Source organism: Clostridium thermobutyricum, from assembly GCF_000371465.1.
Classification (GTDB): Bacteria; Bacillota; Clostridia; order Clostridiales; family Clostridiaceae; genus Clostridium; species Clostridium thermobutyricum.
The window spans coordinates 2,723,415-2,748,181 of the sequence record NZ_KB850956.1; the positions used below are offsets into that span (position 1 = coordinate 2,723,415).

The 24,767-nt window shown below is 25.4% G+C and carries 21 protein-coding genes; 5 read left to right on the forward strand and 16 right to left on the reverse strand.

Going from position 1 to position 24,767, the window contains the following annotated elements; all coding sequences use genetic code 11:
* Nucleotides 1-9 precede the first annotated feature (9 nt).
* Nucleotides 10-819 carry a glutamate 5-kinase gene (gene proB, locus HMPREF1092_RS12765; RefSeq protein ID WP_002599086.1) on the reverse strand — a complete coding sequence of 270 codons (810 nt, stop codon included), beginning with the start codon at nt 817-819 and terminating at the stop codon, nt 10-12.
* A 210-nt stretch (nt 820-1,029) separates the two neighbouring features.
* Complete coding sequence (locus tag HMPREF1092_RS12770; protein WP_002599087.1) at nt 1,030-1,224, reverse strand: hypothetical protein; 195 nt, start codon at nt 1,222-1,224, stop codon at nt 1,030-1,032.
* A 219-nt stretch (nt 1,225-1,443) separates the two neighbouring features.
* Here HMPREF1092_RS12770 and HMPREF1092_RS12775 point away from each other — a divergent pair, with 219 nt between their 5' ends.
* Nucleotides 1,444-2,793 (forward strand): YjiH family protein, encoded by a 1,350-nt coding sequence (locus tag HMPREF1092_RS12775; RefSeq protein WP_002599088.1) that lies wholly within the window; start codon nt 1,444-1,446, stop codon nt 2,791-2,793.
* Between the two features lie 50 nt (nt 2,794-2,843).
* Here the strand turns inward: HMPREF1092_RS12775 and HMPREF1092_RS12780 are convergent, their stop codons facing one another.
* The 3 genes from HMPREF1092_RS12780 to HMPREF1092_RS12790 all read right to left on the reverse strand — a co-directional run bounded on the left by HMPREF1092_RS12780 (nt 2,844) and on the right by HMPREF1092_RS12790 (nt 6,644).
* Nucleotides 2,844-4,274, reverse strand: coding sequence for an MDR family MFS transporter (locus tag HMPREF1092_RS12780; protein ID WP_002599089.1), 1,431 nt, complete (start codon nt 4,272-4,274; stop codon nt 2,844-2,846).
* Nucleotides 4,275-4,383: 109 nt separating this feature from the next.
* Nucleotides 4,384-6,087 (reverse strand): ABC-ATPase domain-containing protein, encoded by a 1,704-nt coding sequence (locus tag HMPREF1092_RS12785; protein WP_002599090.1) that lies wholly within the window; start codon nt 6,085-6,087, stop codon nt 4,384-4,386.
* A complete protein-coding gene (locus HMPREF1092_RS12790; protein ID WP_002599091.1) occupies nt 6,087-6,644 on the reverse strand; it encodes a DUF1836 domain-containing protein in 558 nt (185 codons plus the stop codon). Before HMPREF1092_RS12790 ends, HMPREF1092_RS12785 begins: the two co-directional genes overlap by 1 nt.
* A 217-nt stretch (nt 6,645-6,861) precedes the next feature.
* Between HMPREF1092_RS12790 and trhA the strand changes: the two genes are divergently transcribed.
* The 3 genes from trhA (at nt 6,862) to HMPREF1092_RS12805 (ending at nt 9,768) form a co-directional block, all read left to right on the forward strand.
* Nucleotides 6,862-7,509, forward strand: coding sequence for a PAQR family membrane homeostasis protein TrhA (gene trhA / locus HMPREF1092_RS12795; RefSeq protein ID WP_002599092.1), 648 nt, complete (start codon nt 6,862-6,864; stop codon nt 7,507-7,509).
* A 174-nt stretch (nt 7,510-7,683) separates the two neighbouring features.
* Nucleotides 7,684-8,952, forward strand: coding sequence for an FtsX-like permease family protein (locus HMPREF1092_RS12800; protein WP_002599093.1), 1,269 nt, complete (start codon nt 7,684-7,686; stop codon nt 8,950-8,952).
* A 12-nt stretch (nt 8,953-8,964) separates the two neighbouring features.
* Nucleotides 8,965-9,768, forward strand: coding sequence for an ABC transporter ATP-binding protein (locus HMPREF1092_RS12805; RefSeq protein ID WP_002599094.1), 804 nt, complete (start codon nt 8,965-8,967; stop codon nt 9,766-9,768).
* 36 nt (nt 9,769-9,804) lie between these two features.
* Here HMPREF1092_RS12805 and ybaK read toward each other — a convergent pair whose 3' ends face one another.
* A complete protein-coding gene (gene ybaK, locus HMPREF1092_RS12810) occupies nt 9,805-10,284 on the reverse strand; it encodes a Cys-tRNA(Pro) deacylase (protein ID WP_080023603.1) in 480 nt (159 codons plus the stop codon).
* 105 nt (nt 10,285-10,389) lie between these two features.
* Nucleotides 10,390-11,289 (reverse strand): CPBP family intramembrane glutamic endopeptidase, encoded by a 900-nt coding sequence (locus HMPREF1092_RS12815; RefSeq protein ID WP_002599096.1) that lies wholly within the window; start codon nt 11,287-11,289, stop codon nt 10,390-10,392.
* Between the two features lie 342 nt (nt 11,290-11,631).
* Here HMPREF1092_RS12815 and HMPREF1092_RS12820 point away from each other — a divergent pair, with 342 nt between their 5' ends.
* Entirely contained in the window at nt 11,632-13,221 is a 1,590-nt protein-coding gene (locus HMPREF1092_RS12820; protein WP_002599097.1) for an ABC-F family ATP-binding cassette domain-containing protein, read from the forward strand.
* A 27-nt stretch (nt 13,222-13,248) separates the two neighbouring features.
* Here HMPREF1092_RS12820 and HMPREF1092_RS12825 read toward each other — a convergent pair whose 3' ends face one another.
* The 9 genes from HMPREF1092_RS12825 to wsfD form a co-directional block, all read right to left on the reverse strand.
* Nucleotides 13,249-13,908 (reverse strand): response regulator transcription factor, encoded by a 660-nt coding sequence (locus HMPREF1092_RS12825; RefSeq protein WP_002599098.1) that lies wholly within the window; start codon nt 13,906-13,908, stop codon nt 13,249-13,251.
* On the reverse strand, nt 13,899-15,245 hold the full coding sequence (locus tag HMPREF1092_RS12830) for a HAMP domain-containing sensor histidine kinase (protein WP_002599099.1): 1,347 nt from the start codon (nt 15,243-15,245) through the stop codon (nt 13,899-13,901). The genes HMPREF1092_RS12825 and HMPREF1092_RS12830 overlap by 10 nt, the downstream gene beginning before the upstream one ends.
* 56 nt (nt 15,246-15,301) lie before the next feature.
* A complete protein-coding gene (locus tag HMPREF1092_RS12835; RefSeq protein WP_002599100.1) occupies nt 15,302-16,078 on the reverse strand; it encodes an ABC transporter ATP-binding protein in 777 nt (258 codons plus the stop codon).
* A gap of 38 nt (nt 16,079-16,116) precedes the next feature.
* Nucleotides 16,117-17,463: a hypothetical protein gene (locus HMPREF1092_RS12840; protein ID WP_002599101.1), complete on the reverse strand. Its 1,347-nt coding sequence runs from the start codon at nt 17,461-17,463 to the stop codon at nt 16,117-16,119.
* Nucleotides 17,464-17,654: 191 nt separating this feature from the next.
* Nucleotides 17,655-19,799 (reverse strand): cellulose biosynthesis cyclic di-GMP-binding regulatory protein BcsB, encoded by a 2,145-nt coding sequence (locus tag HMPREF1092_RS12845; RefSeq protein ID WP_002599102.1) that lies wholly within the window; start codon nt 19,797-19,799, stop codon nt 17,655-17,657.
* A 17-nt stretch (nt 19,800-19,816) separates the two neighbouring features.
* Nucleotides 19,817-21,061: a glycosyltransferase family 2 protein gene (locus HMPREF1092_RS12850; RefSeq protein ID WP_002599103.1), complete on the reverse strand. Its 1,245-nt coding sequence runs from the start codon at nt 21,059-21,061 to the stop codon at nt 19,817-19,819.
* Between the two features lie 14 nt (nt 21,062-21,075).
* Nucleotides 21,076-22,401 carry a DUF2334 domain-containing protein gene (locus HMPREF1092_RS12855; RefSeq protein ID WP_040413732.1) on the reverse strand — a complete coding sequence of 442 codons (1,326 nt, stop codon included), beginning with the start codon at nt 22,399-22,401 and terminating at the stop codon, nt 21,076-21,078.
* On the reverse strand, nt 22,394-23,245 hold the full coding sequence (locus tag HMPREF1092_RS12860) for a diguanylate cyclase domain-containing protein (protein ID WP_002599105.1): 852 nt from the start codon (nt 23,243-23,245) through the stop codon (nt 22,394-22,396). The genes HMPREF1092_RS12855 and HMPREF1092_RS12860 overlap by 8 nt, the downstream gene beginning before the upstream one ends.
* Nucleotides 23,226-24,707: a glycan biosynthesis hexose transferase WsfD gene (wsfD, locus tag HMPREF1092_RS12865; protein ID WP_040413733.1), complete on the reverse strand. Its 1,482-nt coding sequence runs from the start codon at nt 24,705-24,707 to the stop codon at nt 23,226-23,228. Before wsfD ends, HMPREF1092_RS12860 begins: the two co-directional genes overlap by 20 nt.
* Nucleotides 24,708-24,767 lie beyond the last annotated feature (60 nt).

Consider the following 24,767-nt stretch of genomic DNA (forward strand, 5'->3'; position numbering starts at 1 on the left):
ACCCCCTTTTTATTTACTTTTTACAAATAAAGTTCCTATGTTCTCACCTTTTAAAATATTTATTATAACTTCTGGATTATCTCCATTTGCTAATACCATGTGAACTCCAGCACTATTAGCAGTTTTAGCTGCAGTAAGTTTAGTTATCATTCCACCTGTACCAAATGAAGTTCCTGCTCCTCCAGCTGCTTCTTCAATTTCTTTTGTTATTTCTTCTACAGTATCTAAAAGTTTTGCATCTTCATTATCTCTTGGATCTTTATCATAAAAACCATCTATATCTGAAAGTATTATTAAAAGATCTGCATTAACTAATGTAGATACTATAGCTGAAAGATTATCATTATCTCCAAATCTAACTATATTTTCTATCTCATCAATTGAAACAGTATCATTTTCATTTACTATTGGTAATATTCCTTTATCTAAAAGTGTTTCAAAGGTGTTGCAAACATTTTCTCTAATATGATCATCTTCAATAACATCTCTAGTCAAAAGTACCTGTCCAACAACATGACTAAATTCTCCAAAAAATTTACTATATATATGCATTAATTCACATTGACCAACTGATGCTACAGCTTGTTTTTCTCTTATAGTCTTAGGTCTTTCCTTTAACTTTAATTTACTACTTCCAACACCTATAGCTCCTGATGTTACTAGTACAACTTCTTTTCCTTCATTCATTATATCTGAAATAACCATTGCAAGTTTTTCAATTCTTCTTAAATGAATATTTCCAGTTCCATGAGTTAAAGTAGAAGTTCCAACCTTTATAACTATTCTTTTTGCATTTTTAATCTCTTGTCTATATGTCATTTTTATTTACTCCTCAGTCAAAATCCTATTTTATAATCATTAAAAATATAATTAATAATCTTTGCTTTAATAAATATAATATATTATTACTATTTAATTATAAAGCATTTTTATAATTAAAATACCCTATGTAATAAATTTTAAATTTATTACATAGGGTATGATGCATTTATTTTTGGGGTGAAAATTCTTAGTAATCTTATTAAATAATTATTTTGAACTTTCTTTATAATTCTTTACTGTATTTTGTACACATTCAATTGATTCACAAACTGAATTTAAAGAATCTTGAATTAATTTTTTATTTTCTGGTTTTTCAACAGTTGATAGTGCTTGTTCTAAACTAGCTTTTGCTTCATTTAATTCATTTAGTGAGCAATTTACATTTTCAATAGCATTTTTCATTCTAATTCAACTCCCTTTAATTTAACTTACAAAAATAGTATTTGTTTAAAAGAGAAAATAATACGTACCTTTTTAAGGTATATATGTAAAGAAATTTTAAGTATATTTTTTATATTTTTTTATAAAACCTCTTTCTTTTTGTTCACAAATGTATTATTATTTATTTAAATTGCATAATAATTAATATTTATGCATAAATTCATATATAGGGGGTTAATTATGAATAAAAAAACAAAATCACTTAAACTACTTTTAAAATTTATAATCCCTTCATTAATTGGAGTTATATTATTTATGACACCTATTAATTTAGGAGGTGGAATGACAATTCCAATAGCTTTTTTAGCTAATAGAACAGTCTCTTTATTTAACAGATACTTACTTCACTTTGCGGTAATATTAATCTCTTTATCCGCAATAGGAAGTATCTTAGCTAAGATAGTTAAACCAAAATTTATAATGAAAAATGATTATTTAAAACATTTATTTGATGTTACTCCAATTTGGCTAATTGCTAGAATATTAGGAATGATTTTTGTAATATGTGCTAATTTTAAAATAGGACCAGAAGCATTTTGGTCAGTTGACACAGGGGGATTTATATTAAACGATTTATTACCTATACTAATATCTGTATTTTTATTCGCAGGATTTTTATTACCACTTTTATTAGACTTTGGTCTTTTAGAATTTATAGGGGCTTTACTTACAAAATTTATGCGTCCAATATTTAAATTACCTGGACGTTCATCAATAGATTGTATAGCATCTTGGCTTGGAGATGGAAGTATTGGAATTTTACTTACTTCTAAACAATATGAAGAAGGATATTATACAAAAAAAGAAGCTGCTGTAATTGGGACAACTTTCTCTGCAGTTTCAATCACATTCTGTTTAGTTGTTCTTGCTCAAGTTGGACTTGATCACTTATTTGTACCATTTTACATAACAGTTTCACTTGCAGGTCTTGTTGCAGCTATAATAGTTCCAAGAATACCACCATTATCAAGGAAACCTGACACATTTATAAATGGTCAAGATAATAAGGATCTTGAGACTATTCCTGAAGGTTATACTCCTTTTTCTTTTGGTTTAGAAAAAGCTGTAGAAAAAGCTGATTTAATAGCACATCCAAAAGAATTTGTTATATCAGGAATTAAAAATGTATTAGATATGTGGATTGGAGTTCTTGCAATAGTTATGGCAATGGGAACTCTTGCACTTATAATTTCAACATATACTCCAATATTCCAAATACTTGGAACACCTTTTATTCCAATTTTAAAAATACTTGGAGTTCCTGAAGCAGCTGCTGCTTCACAAACAATGGTTGTTGGATTTGCAGATATGTTTTTACCTTCAGTTTTAGCTGGAAATATAGCTTCTGATATGACTCGTTTTATAATTGCAGCAGTTTCTGTAACTCAATTAGTTTATATGTCAGAAGTTGGAGGCCTTTTATTAGGTTCAAAAATTCCTGTTAATTTCAAAGATTTAGTTTTAATTTTTCTAATTAGAACACTTGTAACATTACCTATAATAGTATTAATGGCAAATATAATATTTTAAAAATAAAAGCCTTTATACAATTATTTAAATAATTGTATAAAGGCTTAATTTTATTCTTTTATTTTTTTCTTAGGTAAAATAAGTCCTATTATTAAAGTTATTATTGCTATTATAAGTAATGCCCAGAATATACTATGTACTCCTGCAAAGAATCCACTTTTTATTTGAGCATTAGATAAATGAAAAATATTATTTGTTGGACTTAAATTATCTGGAGTAACACCATTTATTCCTTGTGCTTTAAAATGATTTGTTATTGATAAATTCATTATTGCACCAAAAATACTAACCCCTATTGTCTGTCCTAAAGTTCTTATTAAAGCTATTGTTGAAGTTGATACTCCAATATCTCTTGGTTCAACTTGCTCTTGAACTACTATTATTGAAGAGTTTAATACTCCACCAAAACCAAATCCCATTATAAACATTGCTATTATAAGAATTATTATATTTGAATTTATTCCTAATAAGTTAACAATAATATTTGCTACTATTAAAATTATTATAGCTACAGTCATAACTATTTTTTCCCCATATTTAGGTAAAGTTCTTGAAAGTATAAATGAAGTTAAGAACCATGATATTGAAACTGGTGCTAAAAATAATCCTGATAAAAGAGGACTATAGCCTAATACATTTTGTGTATATATTGGCATATATGATTGAATTGATATTAAAATTATAGATACTATAAAACATAATATATTTACTATAATAGTTGTCTTATTAAATATTTTTTTAGGTACTATAGGTTCTTTTGCTTTGCTTTCAACAATGCAGAATATAATAATACTAACAATAGAAACTATTATTAAGCCAGTTAAAAGCTTTGTATTATGAGATTCTAAACAACTAAATAATAATGCTACTATTGCTATTGTTAGGAATAATGAACCTAAATAATCTATTGATGCTTTTCTTTTAACCACTTTTTCATGGAAGTATTTATTTATCATATACATTCCAATTAATCCAAATGGGATGTTAACAAAGAAAATCCAATGCCATGAAAGTTTTGCAAGTATTGCTCCTCCAACAAATGGCCCTAAGATACTAGCAACTCCCCAAACAGTACTTAAAAAACCTTGCATTTTAGCTTTTTCTGAAGTATCAAATAAATCTCCTATTATTGTATATGTAAGTGTTAAAATTGCTCCTGAGCCTAATCCTTGTATTGCTCTAAATATGATAAGCTGAACCATATCTCTTGATAATCCACTTAAAGTTGTTCCTACTAAAAATATTAAAATTCCAATTGTTATTATCTTCTTTCTACCAAATAAATCTGATAATTTACCATATATAGGTGTTGAAACTGCTGATGTTAAAAGATATGCAGAGAATATCCAACTTATAAGATTATAACCATTTAGATCTCTTGCTATTGTCGGCATAGCTGTACTTACAACCGTTCCTTCAAAAGCAGCTAAGAACGTAACAAGCATTAATGCTACTACTACTAATTTCTTTTGCTTTTCCATTTTTTTCTCCTTTGTTTATAAAATTCTTTTAATTATAGTAGTTTAACATATTTTAAACAAAATTAAAGAGGTTAAAACAATTTTTTTATTAAAACCTCTTTTTTATGAACTAATTAATCTTTAATTTTCTAAATCTGCTAAATGCAGCCATTATTTCTTGCTTTCTTGGAAGAGCTAGACTTCCTATTCCACCTTTTGCGAAACTTAAATATAATAAGCCATCTTTATTTATATTTTCTAAAACTATATCTACTGCTTCACTTAAAGTATATTTATTATTAGCTATTTTTTCATCTACTAACTTCAATATATTCCCAATAGCTGCTACTTGCTCTCTATCTACAATTTGTTCTACTAATCTAAGATTTACTTCATCTTTATTTATCATAAATCCATCAGTTCCTAATACTTTTATTTTTACTCCTTTAGGCCCTTTATCAATTGATCCTTTTAGTAAAACTCTTTTTAAATTAATATCTATTTCTGTATTATTATTTTTTATTCTTTCTAAAATTATTCCTTTAGATAATTCTTTAGCTCTTTCAGTAACATCTTTAGCTTCATAAGAATCCATTTGTATTACAGTATCTGCTATATCAAAATAATCTCCTGAACTTCCTACAACTATTATAGTTGAAATATCACATTCTTCATAAATTCCTTTTACTAGTTCTATAAAAGGTGTAATAGGTTCTTTTTCCTTTGAAACAAGACTTTGCATAACATCATCTCTTATCATAAAATTCGTAGCTGATGTATCCTCATCTATAAGTAATGTTTTTGCGCCTGTTTCTAAAGCTTCTACTATATTAGCCGCCTGTGATGTACTTCCACTTGCATTTTCACTTATAAATTTCTTTGTATCTTTTCCATTAGGAAGATTATTTATAAAAAGAGATATATCATCCTTTACTATACATCTTCCATCTTCAGCTCTTACTTTCATAGCTGTTCTATCTGCTATGACATACTCTCTTCCATCACCTTCTATATGATTATAAACCCCAAGTTCTAATGCATTTAAAAGAGTGGATTTTCCATGATATCCTCCACCTACAATTAATGTTATACCTTTTTTTATTCCCATTCCTTTTATAATTCCACCATAAGGTAAATCCATTTCAACTTCCATAGATTTAGGTGAAATAAATTTTATTCCTTCTTTTAAAGGTTTATTAGATATCCCACTTTCTCTTGGCAATATAGATCCATTTGCTATAAATGCAATTAATCCTCTTTTATTAAGTTCTTCTCTTATAAATTCTTGATTTTGAACTAACTCAATTGATTTTCTCAATTTTTCTTTATTTATATTTTCATATTTTAAAGATAAATCCACTATTTTAGGTAAAAAATCATAAATAATTTTCTCTAATTCTTTTCCTAAAACTGTTCTACCTCTTGCAGGAAACCCTACTTCAAATCTTGCTTCTATCTTATCTTTATCTATTATAATTGCAGTTCTATCTAATATTTCTTGTGGACATCTACTTATATTAATTATTCCACTTTTACCTGATCCCATTATTCTAGAACAGTTCTTATTTATGTTTAAACTAAATAATCTAGTTAAGAAATCTTGAAGTGCTATTCTTTTATGATTTTCATTAAAAAGTTCTATTGGAAATTTATTTATTTTATTTTTTATACTAACTCTAATTCTTGAAGGAGAAGCAAATGGGTCACCTTGAACATGATCAATATGAAGAATATAATCTTTAAACTCCCAATCCCCTTCTAAATCTTTATATGCTTTATATCCTCTTCCATCTATCTTTATAATACTTTTTCTTAAATCCTCAGAATTTTTCATTATTTTTCATCCCCTTTATCAAAAAGCTCATCTATTAATTTTTCTCCAAGTTTTCTATACATATTGCTCATATTTATAACAGAGCATAGCATAAGAAAATTCTTATCAAATTTATCATTAGAATTTATTTCTTCAAATCTATCAATATTCTCTTTTTTGAAGTGTCTTAAATCACTTTCTGATGTTTTTATAAACTTAGAATATAAATCTCTTATATGATCACTATCTGGCTCATTTACCAGATCATTTAATACTAACTTTATATCACTTATAGATAAAGTTCCTTTCAAATTATATATAAGATTCATTAAAATAATATGCTCTTTAGAATATTTTTTATTTTTAATTGGCATTAAAAGCTTCCCTTTAGCATAATTATTAATCATAGTTTTAGTTAATACTTTTTCATCTTCATTTCTTCTCATATCTGAATATTTCGATTCAAACATTTGAATTACTTGATCCATATATAGGTCAATTTCTGGAATTTCATTCAATTCTATATTTTTATCTAAATTCAAATTTTTAATAAGTTCTAATATTTTATCTTTATCCAAGTTAACCACTCCGTATCTAGTTTTAAAAACTATATATTATTATATATATATTAATAATAATAGTATTTAAGAGATATTTCAATATTTTTACATAAAAATAAAGTTTAATTTCAATATTTAAGGAAATACTAGCTTTGACCTTTTTCAATATTAAAACATATAATAATATTATAATAAGTAGTTTATAAAACTACTTATCGTTATAGGAGGCTAAAATATGGAGAAATATTTAAGAGAGCCTGTTAACGGATTAACTCATTTAACAGGGGCTATATTGTCATTTATAGGATTAATTGCTTTATTAACTAAAGCTTTTTTAACAGATGGATCAGCTATAGAGGTGTTTTCAGTTTTTTTATTTGGGATAAGTATGATACTTCTATATAGTGCATCTGCAACTTATCATTCAGTAATATCATCTAAAGAAGTGTTATATAAATTAAAAAAACTTGACCACTCTATGATATTTGTATTAATTGCAGGTTCATATGCACCATTTTGTTTAATATCACTTAATAATAATACTGGTTTTCTATTATTTGGAGCTGTTTTAATATCAGGATTACTTGGAATAATTTTTAAACTATTTTGGGTTACTTGTCCAAAATGGATTTCTAGTGTTATGTATATAGCAATTGGATGGTTTGCAGTATTTGCAATTTATCCTTTATCACAAGTTTTACATGAAAATGCTTTTTTCCTATTAGTATTAGGAGGAATATTGTATACAATAGGTGGAATTATCTATGCATTTAAGAATGATAGAATAAAAATAGGCGTTTTTGGAACACATGAAATATTTCATATTTTTATAATGCTTGGTAGTCTTTCACATTTTATTTCAGTTTTTGCTTACCTTTTATAATTAGTTAACACAAATAAATTCTATATATAAAGAACTATGAAAAATTATTTTCATAGTTCTTTTTTGTTTTTCAAAATAAAGTATTATTTAACTTTTTATAGAATATAATTTATTACATACATTTTTATTTGATACATAAAAAAACAAAAACTTTTAAATAGAAAGGAGATATTCATGAATAATAGCATTAAACTTACTCTAACCTTACTTAAGAGAAGTGGTAAAGAAACTAGTTTATTTATCACTATTTTAACTTTAGTTTCTGCCTTGATTTTAAATTTTACTAACCTTACTTTAATTGCAAATGAAATTTCTACAAATAGCATAGAAACAATGTTAACTAGTACTTTGTTAATAATTATTTTATCAGTTTCATTTTTTGTCCTTTATCATGCAAATAATTATCTTATAAGAATAAAAAGTAATGAATTAGCAATCCAAGTATTAAGCGGTGCATCACCATATAAACTTGGTTTTCTTTTAACTATTCAAACGGCTATCTTAAATTGTATTGGATATTGTTTAGGAACAATTTTAGGTATATTTATCTCTCCAATACTTAATATTTTTATTTTTGGTTATTTTAAATTTTCTATTTCTTTAAACTCATTAATTTATTGTTTTTTATTTGCATGTCTTCAAACAATTATATTAGGTTTAATAAATCAAGGATTTGGCTACAGAAATGATATAAAAGCATTATTAGGAATTAATGAAAAAAAACAATTTGTATCAAAAAGATATGAAAAAACTCTAAAACTAAAACATTATATGTGTTTTGTACTTATGTTTTCAATTTTTATTATATTCTTTATACCACCTGATATACTTAAGGACTTAAAAGAACTTAGCTCTTATATATTTATGATTCCTATTTTAGGAAGTTTATTATTTTATAATACTTTTCTACCTCTTTACATAGATAAGATAAAGAAAAGAAAGTATTTAAATCATAAAACAAATATTATCGTATTAAGTAATTTCAAGACTTCTCTTGAAAAAAATAAAATAGTTTTCTTAGCTCTACTAAGTATAAGTACATCATTTCCTATAATTCCAATATTATTAGAAGGAAGCTCATTAATTTTTAAATTTATCACTTTAAGTTTTTTAGTTTGTATATTACTTGTAACATTTATGATAATTTTTTATGGACTTTCTTTCTTAATTGATGAGATTAAAGCATTAAAAACTCTAATAGTTTTAGGGTATTCTAAAAAAGATTTACTTAAAATAATTAAAGATAAAATATTTCTACTTTACGGTACTTTATTAGTATTACCACTATTTATAACTTCTGTATATATAGCATTTTTAGTATTGAATTTAGGATTTAACTTAGGGCTTTCTTTAATATTTTTAGGTTCTTATATAGGATTATTTTTAATATCGACTTCTATTATTTATGTTTATGGTATTAGTTTGTTAAATCAAAATAGTTAAAGGGGTATTTTTATGAATGTTATTGAATGTATTGATTTATGTAAAATTTACGAAAGAAAACTACCATCAATAAGAATAGAAAGAACTGAAAAAGTTAATAAAATTATACAAACTGTTGCTTTAGATAAAATTAATTTTACAGTAAAAAAAGGAGAATTTACTATAATAATGGGGCCTTCTGGTTCTGGAAAAAGTACTCTATTAAATACTATTTCCACAATAGATATTCCTACAAAAGGTAAAGTTTTTATTAATGGAACAAATATTAATAAGCTTCTAACGCATGAAATATCAAATTTTAGATCTAAAGAATTAGGTTTTATATTTCAAAATTTTAATGTCCTTCATAATTTAACTGTTTTAGAAAATATATCATTACCCTTAAGTGTTTCTGGAAATAAAACTTCTGCTGAAGTAAATGAAATAGTAACCGAAATTTCTAAAAAAGTAGGTATAGAACATTTACTATCGAAATATCCTTCTGAGTGTTCAGGTGGACAAGTTCAAAGAATATCTATTGCAAGAGCATTAGTAAATAATCCAGAATTAATTCTTGCTGATGAACCAACTGGGAATCTTGACTCACAAAACTCGCATGAGATTCTTTCTATAATAAAAGATTTAAATGAAAAAGAAAACAAAACTATAATTATGGTAACTCATGATAATATGATTGCTAGTTATGGAAAAAGAGTTATCTTCTTAAGGGATGGAAAGATAGAACAGGAGCTTTTAAGAGAAAATTTATCTCAAAGCGAATTTTTCTATAAAATAGTTGAAATAAATTCTAAAGAATCGCGTATGCTTTTTAAATAAAAAAACCTCAATGAATTTAAATTCATTGAGGTTTTTTTATTTAATAATTTCACAAAATTCTACTCTTATTGCTTTTTCTAAATCTTTTGGATTCATTTCTATTTGTAATCCTATTTTTCCGCCACTAAATACTACTTTTTCAAGTTCTAAAGCATCTTTTTGGAAGAAAGTTTTATATTCCTTTTTCATACCAATTGGAGAACATCCCCCTCTGATATATCCTGTAAATTTATTTATATCTTTAACATGTATCATTTCTACTTTTTTTTCACCAGATACTTTAGCAGCTTTCTTTAAATCCAATTCACAAAGTACTGGTATAACAAATACATAAAGATTTTTTGAATTTCCCATTGTAACTAGAGTTTTATAAACAGTTTCTGGTGCTTGACCTGTTTTTTTAGCAACAGCAGCTCCATCTATATGACCATCACTAGCATCATATTCTAATGCAGTATATTCTATTTTATTTTTATCTAAAATTCTCATTGCATTTGTTTTTTGCATTTTAATCATCTCCATATAAGTTACTAATATATTTTTTAATTTTAATCTATAAAAATATATTAATCAAATTTATAAGAATTTAATTATAAATAATTTATTCTGAATAAAATATATTTATTTCTTTCTTGATTGAAGAATTTGAACTGTTATAGCTACTACTAATACTATAGTAACCATAATTCCTCCTTCTGGTCCAAATGTTCCTCCATTAATAAAATTATTTTCTAAATATGTTGTAATAATTAGAGAGCTATCATATACTGCTCCACCACTTACTAATGTTCCAAATATATTTTGTTGTGCAAAATTCCATGAACTATGAAGAGCACATATTCCCCATAGATTTTCATTTTTTATTGCATAAAAAGCTGCAAAGACTCCAAATAAAACTAAATTAATTATAGATAATGGTGTAATTCCATTGTTTGATAAATGTAATCCACTAAATATAAGTGAAGATGCACATATTGCAAATTTAGGACCAACTTTAACACCAAGGACAGGTAACATATATCCTCTTAACATAATTTCTTCAGATGCCCCTTGTATTATCCAAGCTAACAGCATTAATAAAAATGGCATTATAAAACTAGCTTTTGATATATTTTTTAATTGTAATTCAAATAAAGAATTACCAAATAGTATTATTCCTATCCAAGCTATTCCTATCATTATTATTCCTAAAGCAAAGCCTTCTAAATAATCAGATACTATTTTTTTTCTTAACCCAAATCCCATTCCTTTTATGCTTCTTTTTTCTTTGAATTTAACTATTAAAAAACAAATTATAATTGCTGAGCCAGTATTTAAGATAAGCATTATTTGATACATATATGTTTGTATAAACTTTATATCTTTAACAAAACTAAAAATAGCTCGTCCGATTAAAGTTACAGGAATAGATGACAAAATGATAATTATCACTGGTGATAGTAAAGTGAAAATTACGCTAGATAGTTTTCCTTCTTTAGCTCCTTTAAAAATATTAGAATTTAAATTAAATAAATTTCCCATAAATCTCCTTATAATCTCCTGCTTTATTTAACTTATATTCTATTTAATATAAAAAAAGACCATTTTTACTTCTTAAAAATTAAGTAGTAAAAATGGCCCTATTTTAAGACATAAAAATACCACATAGCTAACTATGTGGGACTCTCTATATCGTCAAATTTTTCTATATTAACTTTAGGTTAATGCAGTGAACATGACTAATTATTCCAACCTTATATGATTTAATTTTACCATTTCATAAAATAGCTTGTCAACATAATTGAAGTTAATTCTATTCATTTTTAAAGCTTATATGTTATAATAATCAAATAACGAAATTTTATGAAATGAGGTTGAATAATATTGATAACTGTATCAAATGTTAGTTTAAGATTTGGTGGACGTAAGTTATTTGAAGATGTTAACTTAAAGTTCACTCCAGGAAACTGCTATGGAGTAATCGGAGCAAATGGAGCAGGTAAGAGTACTTTCCTTAAAATACTTTCAGGAGAAATTGAACCTAACACTGGAGATGTAAGTTTAGCTCCTAATGTTAGAATGTCAGTTTTATCTCAGGACCACTTTAAATTTGATGAATTTGAAGTTCTTGAAACTGTAATCATGGGTAATAAGAGATTATACCAAATAATGAAGGAAAAAGATGAAATTTATGCTAGAGATCCATTTACGGATGAAGATGGAATAAAAGCTTCTGAACTTGAAGGTGAATTTGCTGAACTTAATGGATGGGAAGCAGAATCTGAAGCTTCATCTTTATTACAAGGTTTAGGAATAGGAACTGATGCTCATTATAAAAAAATGTCTGAATTAACTGGTGCTGAAAAAGTTAAAGTTCTTTTAGCTCAAGCTTTATTTGGTAACCCAGGAGTACTTATCCTAGATGAGCCTACAAACCACTTAGACATAAAATCAATAAACTGGCTTGAAGAGTTCTTAATAAACTTTGAAGGAACAGTTATCGTTGTATCTCACGATAGACACTTCTTAAATAAAGTTTGTACTCAAATGGCTGATGTTGACTTCGGAAAAATTAAAATTTATGTTGGTAACTATGATTTCTGGTATGAATCAAGCCAACTTGCTCTTCAAATGGCTAAAGACCAAAATAAGAAAAAAGAAGAAAAAATTAAAGAATTACAAGACTTCATTGCTAGATTTAGTGCTAATGCTTCAAAATCTAAGCAAGCGACTTCTCGTAAAAAACTTTTAGATAAAATAACTTTAGAAGATATCCAACCTTCAACTAGAAGATATCCTTTCGTTGGTTTTAAACCAGAAAGAGAAGTTGGAAATGATATATTAACAGTAGAAGGATTAACTAAAACTATTGATGGAGTTAAAGTTTTAGATAATGTTAGCTTTAGAGTTAATAAAGGAGATAAGATAGCTTTAATTGGAGACAATGAAATAGCTATAACAACTCTTTTCAAAATATTAAATGGAGAAATGGAAGCTGATGCTGGTACTTTTAAATGGGGTATAACTATAACAACAGCTTACTTCCCAAAAGATAACTCTGAATACTTTAATGATTGTCACCTTTCATTAGTTGATTGGCTTAGACAATATTCAGATGAAAAAGCTGAAAGTTATATAAGAGGATTCTTAGGAAGAATGTTATTCTCAGGAGAAGAAGCATTAAAAGAAGCTTCTGTATTATCAGGAGGAGAAAAGGTTAGATGTATGCTTTCAAGAATGATGCTTTCAAATGCTAATGTTCTTATGTTAGACCAACCTACTAACCACTTAGACCTTGAATCAATAACTTCTGTAAATAATGGTCTTAAAGACTTCAGTAGTGTTGTATTATTTGCTTCACATGACCACGAGTTTATTCAAACTATAGCAAATAGAATAATTGATATTAAAGAAGATGGATCAATAGTTGACAGAACAATGTCTTATGATGAGTATTTAGATTTAAATCTATAAATTAAAAGGTGCCTTTAGGCACCTTTTTTAATCTTCTATTATATAACCTATTCCTTTAACAGTTTTTATAATATCAGTTTTTAATTTTTTTCTTAAATTTTTTATTTGAGCATCAACAACTCTATCATTTCCAAAATAATCATATCCCCATACTTTATCTAATATTTTTTCTCTTGAAAGTATTATCCCTTTATTTTCAATCAATATTTTCAGAATATCAAATTCCTTTTTTAAAACACATAAATCCTCACCTTTATAATTAACATTATAATTTTTTAAATTTATTTTATAATCTTTAAATAATATTTCATCATTAGTTAATTTATTTGCTCTTCTTAAAATAGCTTCTATTCTAATCAATAATTTATTAGGAGAAAATGGTTTTCTTATATAATCATCAGTTCCTTTTTCAAAAGCTTTTATTTCAGTATTTTCACTATCTAATGCTGTTATTATTAAGACCGGATTATCTGTCATATCCCTAATATTATTTAGTATATCTATTCCATTCCCTTTTGGAACCATAATATCTAATATATATAAATCAAATATCTGTTTATATATAGCACTTTTTGCTTCTTCTGCATCAAAAACATTTGTTACAATATATCCTTTACTTAGAATATAACTTTTTATTATTTCATTTAAGTACTTGTCATCCTCTAATATTAATATTTTTAATCCCATTTTTCTTCCCCTTTTAAATCTATTCTAAATAAAACACCTTTTTTATAATTTTCAATTTTATGAGATATATTTAAAGCTGTAAAACATTCTTTAACTATATATAATCCAATTCCTCTTCCATTTACACCTTTCCTATTACTTCCCCTATATAAAGGATTAAATACAAAATCTAAATCCTCTTTAGTTAAGCTATCACATTCATTATAAAAATCTATTTTAAATCCATTAGATGTTATCATTACATTACTATTTGAGTTACTATATTTTATAGCATTTTCAATTATATTTGTTATACCTCTTTTAAAAATTCTTTCATCAGTAAATATAGATATTCTATAATCTAAATCAATAATAACTTCTACACCTTTGCTTAATGCTATGGAGCTAAGTCCTTCTACAATTTCTTCTACCATTATTCTTACACAAACTTCTTCTCTACCTGTTGGAACTGAATCAAGTTTTGTAACATCTAACATTTCATTTGCTATTTGTCCTAATCTTGATGATAGCTTTCTACATTCTCTTATATATTTATCTCTATTTGTATATGGTAGTATATTATCTAGCATTCCTTCTAATATCCCATTCAATCCTCCTATTGGAGTTTTTATTTCATGAGAAAGGCTAAGCATTAATTGCTTTTTATAAAGTTTTTCTCTTTCTAAATCTCTAAAATTTCTTCCAAATTCTTTAGTTAACTCATTTATCGTTTCTACTAAATCATCAAATTCATCTGTAATTATATCTTTGCTTAATATCGTATCAAAATCTCCTTCAAGCATTTTTCTTGATAATTTATTTATATTATTTGCTTTATTAGTTATCAGTTTGCTTATTAAAATAGAAAATATACAAGCAAATATAAATAAAAATATGCTTACCAATTTAAAAGCTAATACCATTGAAGCTTTTAATTCTTCTTCAGAAATGTCATTTGTTATAATTTTTATAATCATATCAATTTGATTTAAAGAGTATACAATTTGATTTTTTTCAAATTTATTTCCATTATAATACCCTATATTATAAGTTCCATAACTTTTAAAACTAAAACTTGATAAATCTAAATCTTCATTTTTTAAAATTTGTATATCTTCTATAAAATCTACTGTTTCTTTTAACTTTTTTATATTTGCGATAATTTCATCCTTTTTATTATCACTATTTTCTTGAACCGAATTAATAATAAATGATATTTTGTTATGTATTACTTCTTCTTTAGACTCTCTATATTTATTTGGGATTATTTCAATTAAAGTTAATCTTGCAAATAAAATAAATATTAAAGATATGATTACTGTAAAAAAGAAAATTTTAACCCTCATCCCTATTCTCATAAATTCCTCCTCAAACTAGCTTAAGGATTGCATTTATGCAATCCTTAAAGTCAAGCTTATATAACCCCAAGTAAATCTTCAATATTTTTTGATGTTAAATTTACTACCTTCCTATAAAACTCTATTTGTTCTTCCCCATTTTTATATTCTCTAACTATTTCATTTTCTAATTTGCCGTCTTTTACTAAAACTACTCTATCACAATAGCTTCCTATAAGCTGGTCATGAGTTACTAAAATTACTGTCATTCCATCTTCTATATTAAGCCTTTTAAGAGTTTCTATTACTTCCATTGCCATTTTTACATCTAAAGAATCTGTTGGCTCATCTGCAACTATTATATTAGGTTTATTACTAAGTGCTCTTGCTATCGCAACTCTTCTTCTTTGTCCTCCTGAACATTCACTTGGATATTTGTCCAAAAGCTCTTCTATCCCAAGCTTTTTTGCAAGTTCTACAACTATTCTATTACTCTCATCTCTACCTTTTTCAGCAATTATTAAAGGAGTTAAAATATTATCTCTATTTGTTAAAGTATCTAAAAGATTATGATTCTGAAAAATAAATCCTATATTTTTCATTCTAAAATCACTTAATTCTTTATTATTTATTTTACTTATATCTTGTCCATTTATAAATAAATTACCTTTAGTATGATTATCTAAAGTTGATAATATGTTTATAAGTGTACTTTTTCCAGAGCCTGACGGTCCCATTATTCCTATAAATTCCCCTCTTTTAATATCTAAATTTATATCTTTTAATGCTTCAAATTTACCATCATATTCTCCATAAAATTTATATATATTTTTTGCACTTATTATATTCTCCATTTATATCCCCCTTAAATTTATACCTATCAATTTTTCTTTTAATTCTTTTTATCATATATCTCTAAATTATCACTGATTTTATTTTTACATAAAAATGAACAGATTACTCCAATAACATTTGAAGGAATCAAAATACTTAATATTAAACTAGCTCCAAATTTAAAACTTAATAATCCTGATATTGTAAATATATAGATAGTTGAAGCTAAAATCATTAAAGGTATTATATTAGTTAATGTAAAAGTTAAAATTATCTCTTTTGTTACACAACTTAATATACTTTCATTTGAAAATCCAAGTAGCCTTATTTGTTTTGCTCTAGATTCTATTTCTCTTGCTTCAACTATAAATTTATATCCTACAGAAAGAGATATAACTATACTTGACCCCATTATACAAATAAGTATAATTTCCTTCATACCTGTAAAGTCTAATACTCCAAGCATAGTGTATGCAGCGCTTAACATTGTTAACATCAATAGTAATATATATACATAGGATTCTTTTATAGTTTTAACTGAATTGCTTATATATAATATTCTCGTACCTTTATACATAAACTTTCTCTTTTTTAAACTTCTATAAATTCCGTCTAATCCATATTTTATAAATCCGTGTAGTACAAGCATACTTATTATACTTAATACCAAACTTATTTTTCCTGCATCTTTGTAATCTGGGAAGGTCAGCATGTAAAACAGAGGTAGAACATATAAAATTATATAGATTATATTAGGTATTTTTATTACTCTTTTATCATCAAGAGTTTTTGCCCCGTCTATATTTATAAGACCCATAACATCTTTTCTATATATATATCCAAAGTTTATCTTTACTATAGTTGAAAACTGGATAATAATGAATAACAACACATTTAAAAAGCCTTCTAAGTTAAATGTAAATAGACTTCCTTCATTTTGAACTATTTTATATATAATAAAATTATTTATAGGAGAAATGAGTATTCCTATTAACACACCTAATATAGTAGCTATTGAAAAACTTTTCAAACTAGTGTAAACCAAAAATTTAAAAGCTTCTCTATATCCTCCTCCGCTATACATTATGCATGCAATATTTTTGCTTTTTTCTCTTATATATTTAAAAGTACATAATATAACAACAGCCGTTGCAACAGCTAAAATAAAAAATAAATTTGTTCTCATTAATCCTTCAACAGGATACTCAAATTCAACTAAATTATGAGCTTGATCCCGATAACTAATTTGTTTAAATTCTCTTACATTTGGATATATATTTTCATTATAGTAAATACTTATAATTCCATACATAAATATTATTGTGGCAGTCATCATTAATATAAATGACTTATTCTTTTTTATTTCACTATCATATATTTTCTTAGAAAATAATTTTATCCCCATTCTATTCCTTTCCCCCTTTAATTTCCAAATATCTTTTAAATTAATATATTCACCTTTTTATTTTTAAAACCTCCATAAATTTTAATTTTATAATATTCTTCTAATATGAAATGATTATGAAATTATAATTTTTTTCACACTTTAGATAAAAAAATAAACTACTTCAATCTTTGAAGTAGTTTATTTTTCTTTTATCTTCTTTTAAACCTTTTTCTATAAGGTATATCATCAGAATCATTTTTATCTTCTTTTTTATATTTATTTAAGTATAGGAATATTGAAACTCCAACTAAAACTATTATTAAAACTAAAAGTCCCATTAATCCTTTAGTTAATAAATTACTTTGCTTAAACATATCAAAGCTAGGAGCATTATTTTCTGGTTTTATCATTTGGAAGTTTTGTAGATTTCCATATTGATCTACTATCGCAGAATCTCCTGTTAAATCCAATATTTTCTTTGAATCACTTAAATATAAAGTTGCATCTTGTAAGTTTTTATCTTTAGGAGATGTTATTACAAGCATTCCTCTTTGATTATTAAATGGTGATTTACACATTTGGAAAGTTGTTATATTTTCATTAAATGGTGTTGTTAAATATTGTTTCGCATTAGATTCAAATCCAGTGTAATTTGAATTATATTTAAACCATAAATCATTATTTATTTTCTTTATAAAAGGATTATTACTTGGTGTTCCATATACTATTAAGTTACTATCATTTACTAAATCTCCAACTGAGTTTCCACTTTCTACAGTAATATTTCCTGTATTATATTTTGTTCCTGTTCCCATTAATGCAAACATGTTTCCTAACTTAGTTAAATCAGTTGAATTCATATTATCTGGTGTTACAACTAATACATTGTTGAAAGCATAATTTTCTACATATGGGTTAGGGTACCTTTGGAAATTATAATCTTTAGATTGAACTGATGGTAAGTAAATATATGAATCTGGAGTTACATATGCCCAAGGAGTTTTTTCCTGTCTTTTTTCACACCATGTATTTGTCATAGCTAAATCAAATGATATTTCTATGTTTAAATAGGCTGAATTAGGAATATCTCTTGGAATTGTAAGTTCAAGTGTATCCCCATTTGCTTTATCATAACTTAACTTTTTACTTCCAACTGGTACATTATTTATATAAACAGTAACTAAAGCTTTATTAAAATCTAGATTTTGTGAATATCTCATATTTAAATGAATTTTTCCACCAGATGCTAAAACTTTATTTTTAGGCATTTTATATCCTAAATTAACTGACCTAGTAAAAGGACCTTGAAGATAAATACTATCTGATCCTAGATCTTGCATAGTTAATGTATCTTTATCACCTTGAATTTCTTGAAGTTCTTTTACATTATCATTAACAATATATCTAGGTGAATCTAATTGCATAACTAATGAAGAATTCATCATAAGTCTTACAGCTTTAGAGATCATATCTTGATTATCTGATAAAATCATTAATGCTTTTATATTTTGATTATTGCTATATGGCGAATTTACTTGTTGTATTAAAGCTTCTTTATTAAAATCAATTCCATTTACGCTACCAACTGATTTTTTAAGTTCTGCTGGTAAATCATTATAACTACCTATATAAATTATATTATTATTTTTATTTATATCATTTTCTTTTACAATAGTTCCATTATAATCTCCTGTTGTAAATAATCTACTTAAATAAGATTGCATCATTAAAGCATTTGAAACATCATAATCTTTATAATTATTTGGAACTACTATTTGAGTATTAACTTGTGGATTATTATTTTCTTTTAAATAAGGATATGGAAAATTTCCAATATTATCATTAGCTAGTTTATTATTAAAACTTACGGTTATACCTGTACCTTTATTTATGGTAGCCCAGTTAGCTGGGTTTACATCATCTACACAAGGTAAATCTGATATTCTCATATATGCTTCTATCTTTAATGTATTATTTCCACTTTTTAAAAGTCTCGTAGGAACATTAATTTTAAGTGTTTGAACCTCATCATTTTCTTTATAAAAAATCTCTTGTGACCTAAAAGGAATATTATTTATATAAAAAACAAAAAATGTTTGAGCATTCTGAGTACTTATTTGACTTCTAGTATAATTAACCTGAAGTTCTGCTCCACTTACATCCCACCACTTACTAACATTAAAATATATCTCATGTGATGAAAAATCTCCTCTAAATACTATATCCGAATTTAAAGAAAAAGTTTTTTGATTATCATTATTTGGTGCTGCACTTGCTATCACGCTACTACTCATTAAAACAAATACTGCACATATTCCTAAGGTTAAAAATATATGCATAAGTCGTTTTTTCATATATAATCCCTCCTTCTTTAAAACCTTTCAGTCTTATACCATTTTGCCTCTCTTTTCAATATCGTATCTTTCATATAATTATAAAATCCTAAAGCTGCTACTACAGCCCATAATTTACAATAAACAAAATACATAATAAATGTTATTCCAGCATTCTGCATATTAAGCTCTCCTTTTTCTGTTGATATAGCAACTTGAATAGACATTATAAAAACTAATATTGCCATAAACCAAAATAATGTGCTATATCCTGTTATATCTAAATGTATAACTCCAAGCAATCCTAATAAAAATAAAGAGTCTGAAAGAATACTTGCTGATAAGAATAAAAAATATGTCATTGAATAATAAAGTATATCAAATCTAGTTACACCTGCATTTCTTTTAAATAGATATTTAAAATTTTTAACTACAACATAGGTATTTCCTTTAGCCCATCTAGTTCTTTGTCTAATCCAAACATTTAATGTTTGAGGTTCTTGCTCCCATGTTATTGCTTTAGGCATAAATTTAATTTTATAACCCATTCTATACATTCTAAAACTTATTTCTGTATCCTCTGTAACTGCCTTAGTATCCCAACCTCCCATACTTTCTATTATAGAACGTCTTATAACAAAGTTAGTTCCTGGTATAGTACATAAGTTAAATAATTGCCATCTTCCAGCTTGCGCCATCCATTGAAAAGTAAGTGTTTCTATGTTAATAAATTTAGTTAGTAAATTTACATTCTTATTTCTACATCTAAACTTCCCAATAACAGCACCTAATTTATCATCTTCTAATATTGTTTGAACTAAATATTTTAATGCATTTTTTTCTGGAGTATTATCTGCATCATAAATAGCAAGTAACTCTCCTTTACTTTTTTCAAATCCTATATTTAACGAATTTGATTTTCCTTTACCACCATTTACACTATCTGTATTTATTACTATAAGATTTCTATCTTTATTATTATCTTGTATCCTTTTTAATATTTCAGCTGAATTATCACTTGAATTATCATTTATTACTATTATTTCATATCTATCTTTAGGATAAGATAAATTTAATAGTGATTTAACAGTCTTATCAATAACTACAGCTTCATTATGAGCTGGAACCATAACAGAAACAAAAGGATAATACTCTAACTCTTCTTTTAATTCAACTTTTTGAACTTTCTCATAATAAATATATCCTGCTACAACAAGAACCACATTTATAAAAATTATTACCCATATTACTATTAATGAATATATAGCTAAATAATCTGCCATAAGTACCCCCTTTTCTATTTAAAGTACTTCCTTTTATCAATCCTTCTGCTTAAGATTGTTATTATTATAAATAAAACACATGCAATAAACGCAAGAAGCATAACCTTATTACTTATTTTTGATATATCTATTTGTTTATTATCAGTACTTACTTGGTTTGAGGTATTTCCTTTTTCTAAATCTTTATTAGATATATAAGTATTTTGTTGTACATCTTTATTATTTGAATATAATCCTCTATTACTACAAGTTACATCTACTCCATTTATATTTATATTAGAATCTAATATCGTTGGAGAGTTAAAAAATATTCCATTATTAATTAAATTCTGAACATCTTCTTTAAATTCATTTAAAGAAGTAGAGTTTTCTATAGTTATAGCTATATTTCCTAAATTAGAATTTATATTTTTATAATCTATTTCTTTATATTGAATTTGGTTTATTACATTTTTAAATGTTGCATTTTTAAATCCAAAATTAATCATTCCTACATTTGAGTTTTCTATAAATATAGTATTAGATTTTTCAACATATTGCTTCATATCATTTCTATACAATAAATATCTTGGCATAGAAATAGCTATTGGATAAACTAAATAATTTATATAATTTTTATATCCCTCTTCCATAGGATTAAAAATTTCCTCTGATGTTGCATTTTCATTTTCAATATATGGACAACTCAAAACTATATATCCTCCAGAAGCTTGTGCATATCTTAAAACTTCAGTGAATCGTTTCATAGCATCAAAATTTGGATTTTCAAATACTGGGATTGTATTCAATATAAAAGGTATACCTTGTTCATTTAAATATTTTATCTTAGCCACAAGGTCATTTAGATTTATAAAAGGATTTACATTATTTATCATTAAAAATTTATTTGATTGAACATTTTTACCTAAAGTATATTCAATTAAATCCTGTTTAAATTTAAAACTATTGTTTTTCAAATAATCTATTGATAATGAATTAGAATACTTTATCTTCTCATTAGTTATGTTAGATATATATATAAGTTTATTAGATACTTTATTTATTTTATCTATAAAATTTTGATTAAAATTTTCTGTATTACAATTTAAAAATACTATTTTAGAATAATTATCTAAATTTTTATCATCTATATTATTCATATTTTCTAATGATACTTGAACATTATTAAGCATTAAGTCATTATTGATTTCATTTAAAATGTTATCATTTTGACCATAAATATTATAAGAATCATATATAACTAAAACTTTATTTATAGTATCTCCAAATGCTTTATAACTTGGTAAAAGTATTGCTACCATAATCATTAACAAAAAGGTTATACTTATTTTTTTAAACATCGTAATCTAATTCACTTTCTGCTAATCTTAAAAATTCTATGGAATTATTTATTTCTTCTTTCCATTCACAAACTCCAACTTGGATTTCTACTTTAACTCCACCAAGTACTTTGCTTTCTTCAATTACTATTTCATCAATTCTTTGTTTCATTCTATTTTTTACTATATTTGATCCATTTTCATCTGTTATTAAAATATATGCAAAAGTATCATCACTCAAAATATATTTTCTATCTTCATCTCGTAACATATCTGATGTTTTTGTTCCTATTAGCTTTATTAGCTTACCGTATTCTTCATCACCTATTATTTTTCTGATATTTTTACTATATTTTATTCTTGTAACCATTAAAGTTAAAGGAATGGTTCTATGTCTTTTTACCATACTTATATAAATAGGCATTTCATTCATGAAAGCTTTCATATTTCTTATACCTACCTCAGAATCAATCATTACAAGTTTTTGATTTTTATCCTTTAATTCTGAATTTTCATATTGTAATTCAACAATATTCTTTGATAACTGTGATGATACAAGGGCTGCTAATACTATCATTATAAGCCAATAATATGTTTCTACATTAGCTAAAGTTCCTGACATAAAAAATTGATAAATTTTCACACTTATATAAGCAAAATCTACCACTAATGTCAGTACCAATGATACTGTAACTCCCAAATAATAACTTACTATACAAACTATCATAAGTATTAAAAACATTATATAGTTTTCATAACTAGACTTAAATTCAAACATACTAAATGTAAGACCTAATGCAAAAAAGAAAACAGTCATTAGCGTTATTATTAAGTCAATTTTTTTTCTAATGTCCAATTTCTCCATCTTTTAACCACCTTCTTTCAATTTTTAATATTAAGTTCTTTATACAAACTAAAAATAAGAAATCAAATGTCATATTATACATAAATTCATGTTTTGCTAAGTCGGCGTCCCCAGCTCCAATTAAAGATGCTGCAATCTGACTTATTCCTATAAGAAAAATATAGTAATAAACTTCTTCAGTAAATCTTGTATCATCATCTCCATCTTTATATGCTCTATAATATCTTTTTATAGAAAAATAAAAGAAAATCCCTATATAAGCTAATGACGCTACTAAATTATTAGGAATAAATTTATATTTAAAGTAACTCCAACCTGACCAAAAATAACTTCTAGATACTGGTGGCTTACCTGAATCTTTTGTATAATTTCCAAGTTCATGTGGTCTAATTTGATAAGCATTATTAAATCCTAACTTTAACATCTTTATCATATCTTTTGGATGAAAAATATAATATTTTATTATTGCTCCTACTCCAAGTTTGTCATAATAATTTTTTATTAAATCTTTATTTTTTAGATTAACTTGAGTAACCGAATTAAAGTATATAGTATTCTCAAGCAATGAATACTGCTCATTTATACCAATGCTTTTAAGTGCATTATCTGGATTATTATTTTCTAATAATATACCCCTATTTAATGCATGATATTTATTTATATATTGGAAATCACCTTTTATTGCGCTATATAAATATACACTCGAAGCTGCTAATAGAACTATTAATGATATAGAAACTACTTTTACTTCTAAATTTCTTTTATAATACATAAATCTAAAAAGTAAAATTGCAACTAATATCCCAACTGGAGCTAATTGTTGTTTTGCTCCAAAGAATATAAAAGTAGTAAAAGAGAATAAAAGAATCATATACCAATTAAATTTTTTAAATCTTATCATATAGAGTAGTATTCCTATACTTAACAGAAAAAAAGGAATGTTAACTCCTTCTCCAAATAAAGAATTTAAATATGCTATATAGCCTGTATCCATAAATACAAACAAATACATAGATGTTATTACTGCTTTACCTATTCCAGTCCGTAAATAACTACAAAATACTTTAATAATTAAATAAGTAGCTATTAATTGAAATACTAACAATAATCCACTTAAGAATCTTAAATCAAAAACTTTATCATTACCAGTTATTAATCTATCTAAAAGCATTGCTGGTTTTATTAATAAAGATTGAGTAGACACCAATAATTTTTTTTGTTCATTATAAAAATTATTTACCCCATAATAGGGCTGAAAATATTTAAAATACTCAGGCTCATGATTAGGTCCTTCTCTCAAATAATATAAATTATTTGATACCATGATTCTGAAATAGTCTCCGTTATTAGCCATTCCAACTATAGGCTTTATAAATAAAGTATTTATACCTATTAGTGCTGCTAATATAACAGCTATTATTGGAAAATTTAAGTTTTCTAACTTTTTATTTATAAGATTCAAATCTAACCCACCTCCTCCCGTTTTTAATACAAATATTAAATAATTAGCCATATTAATTAT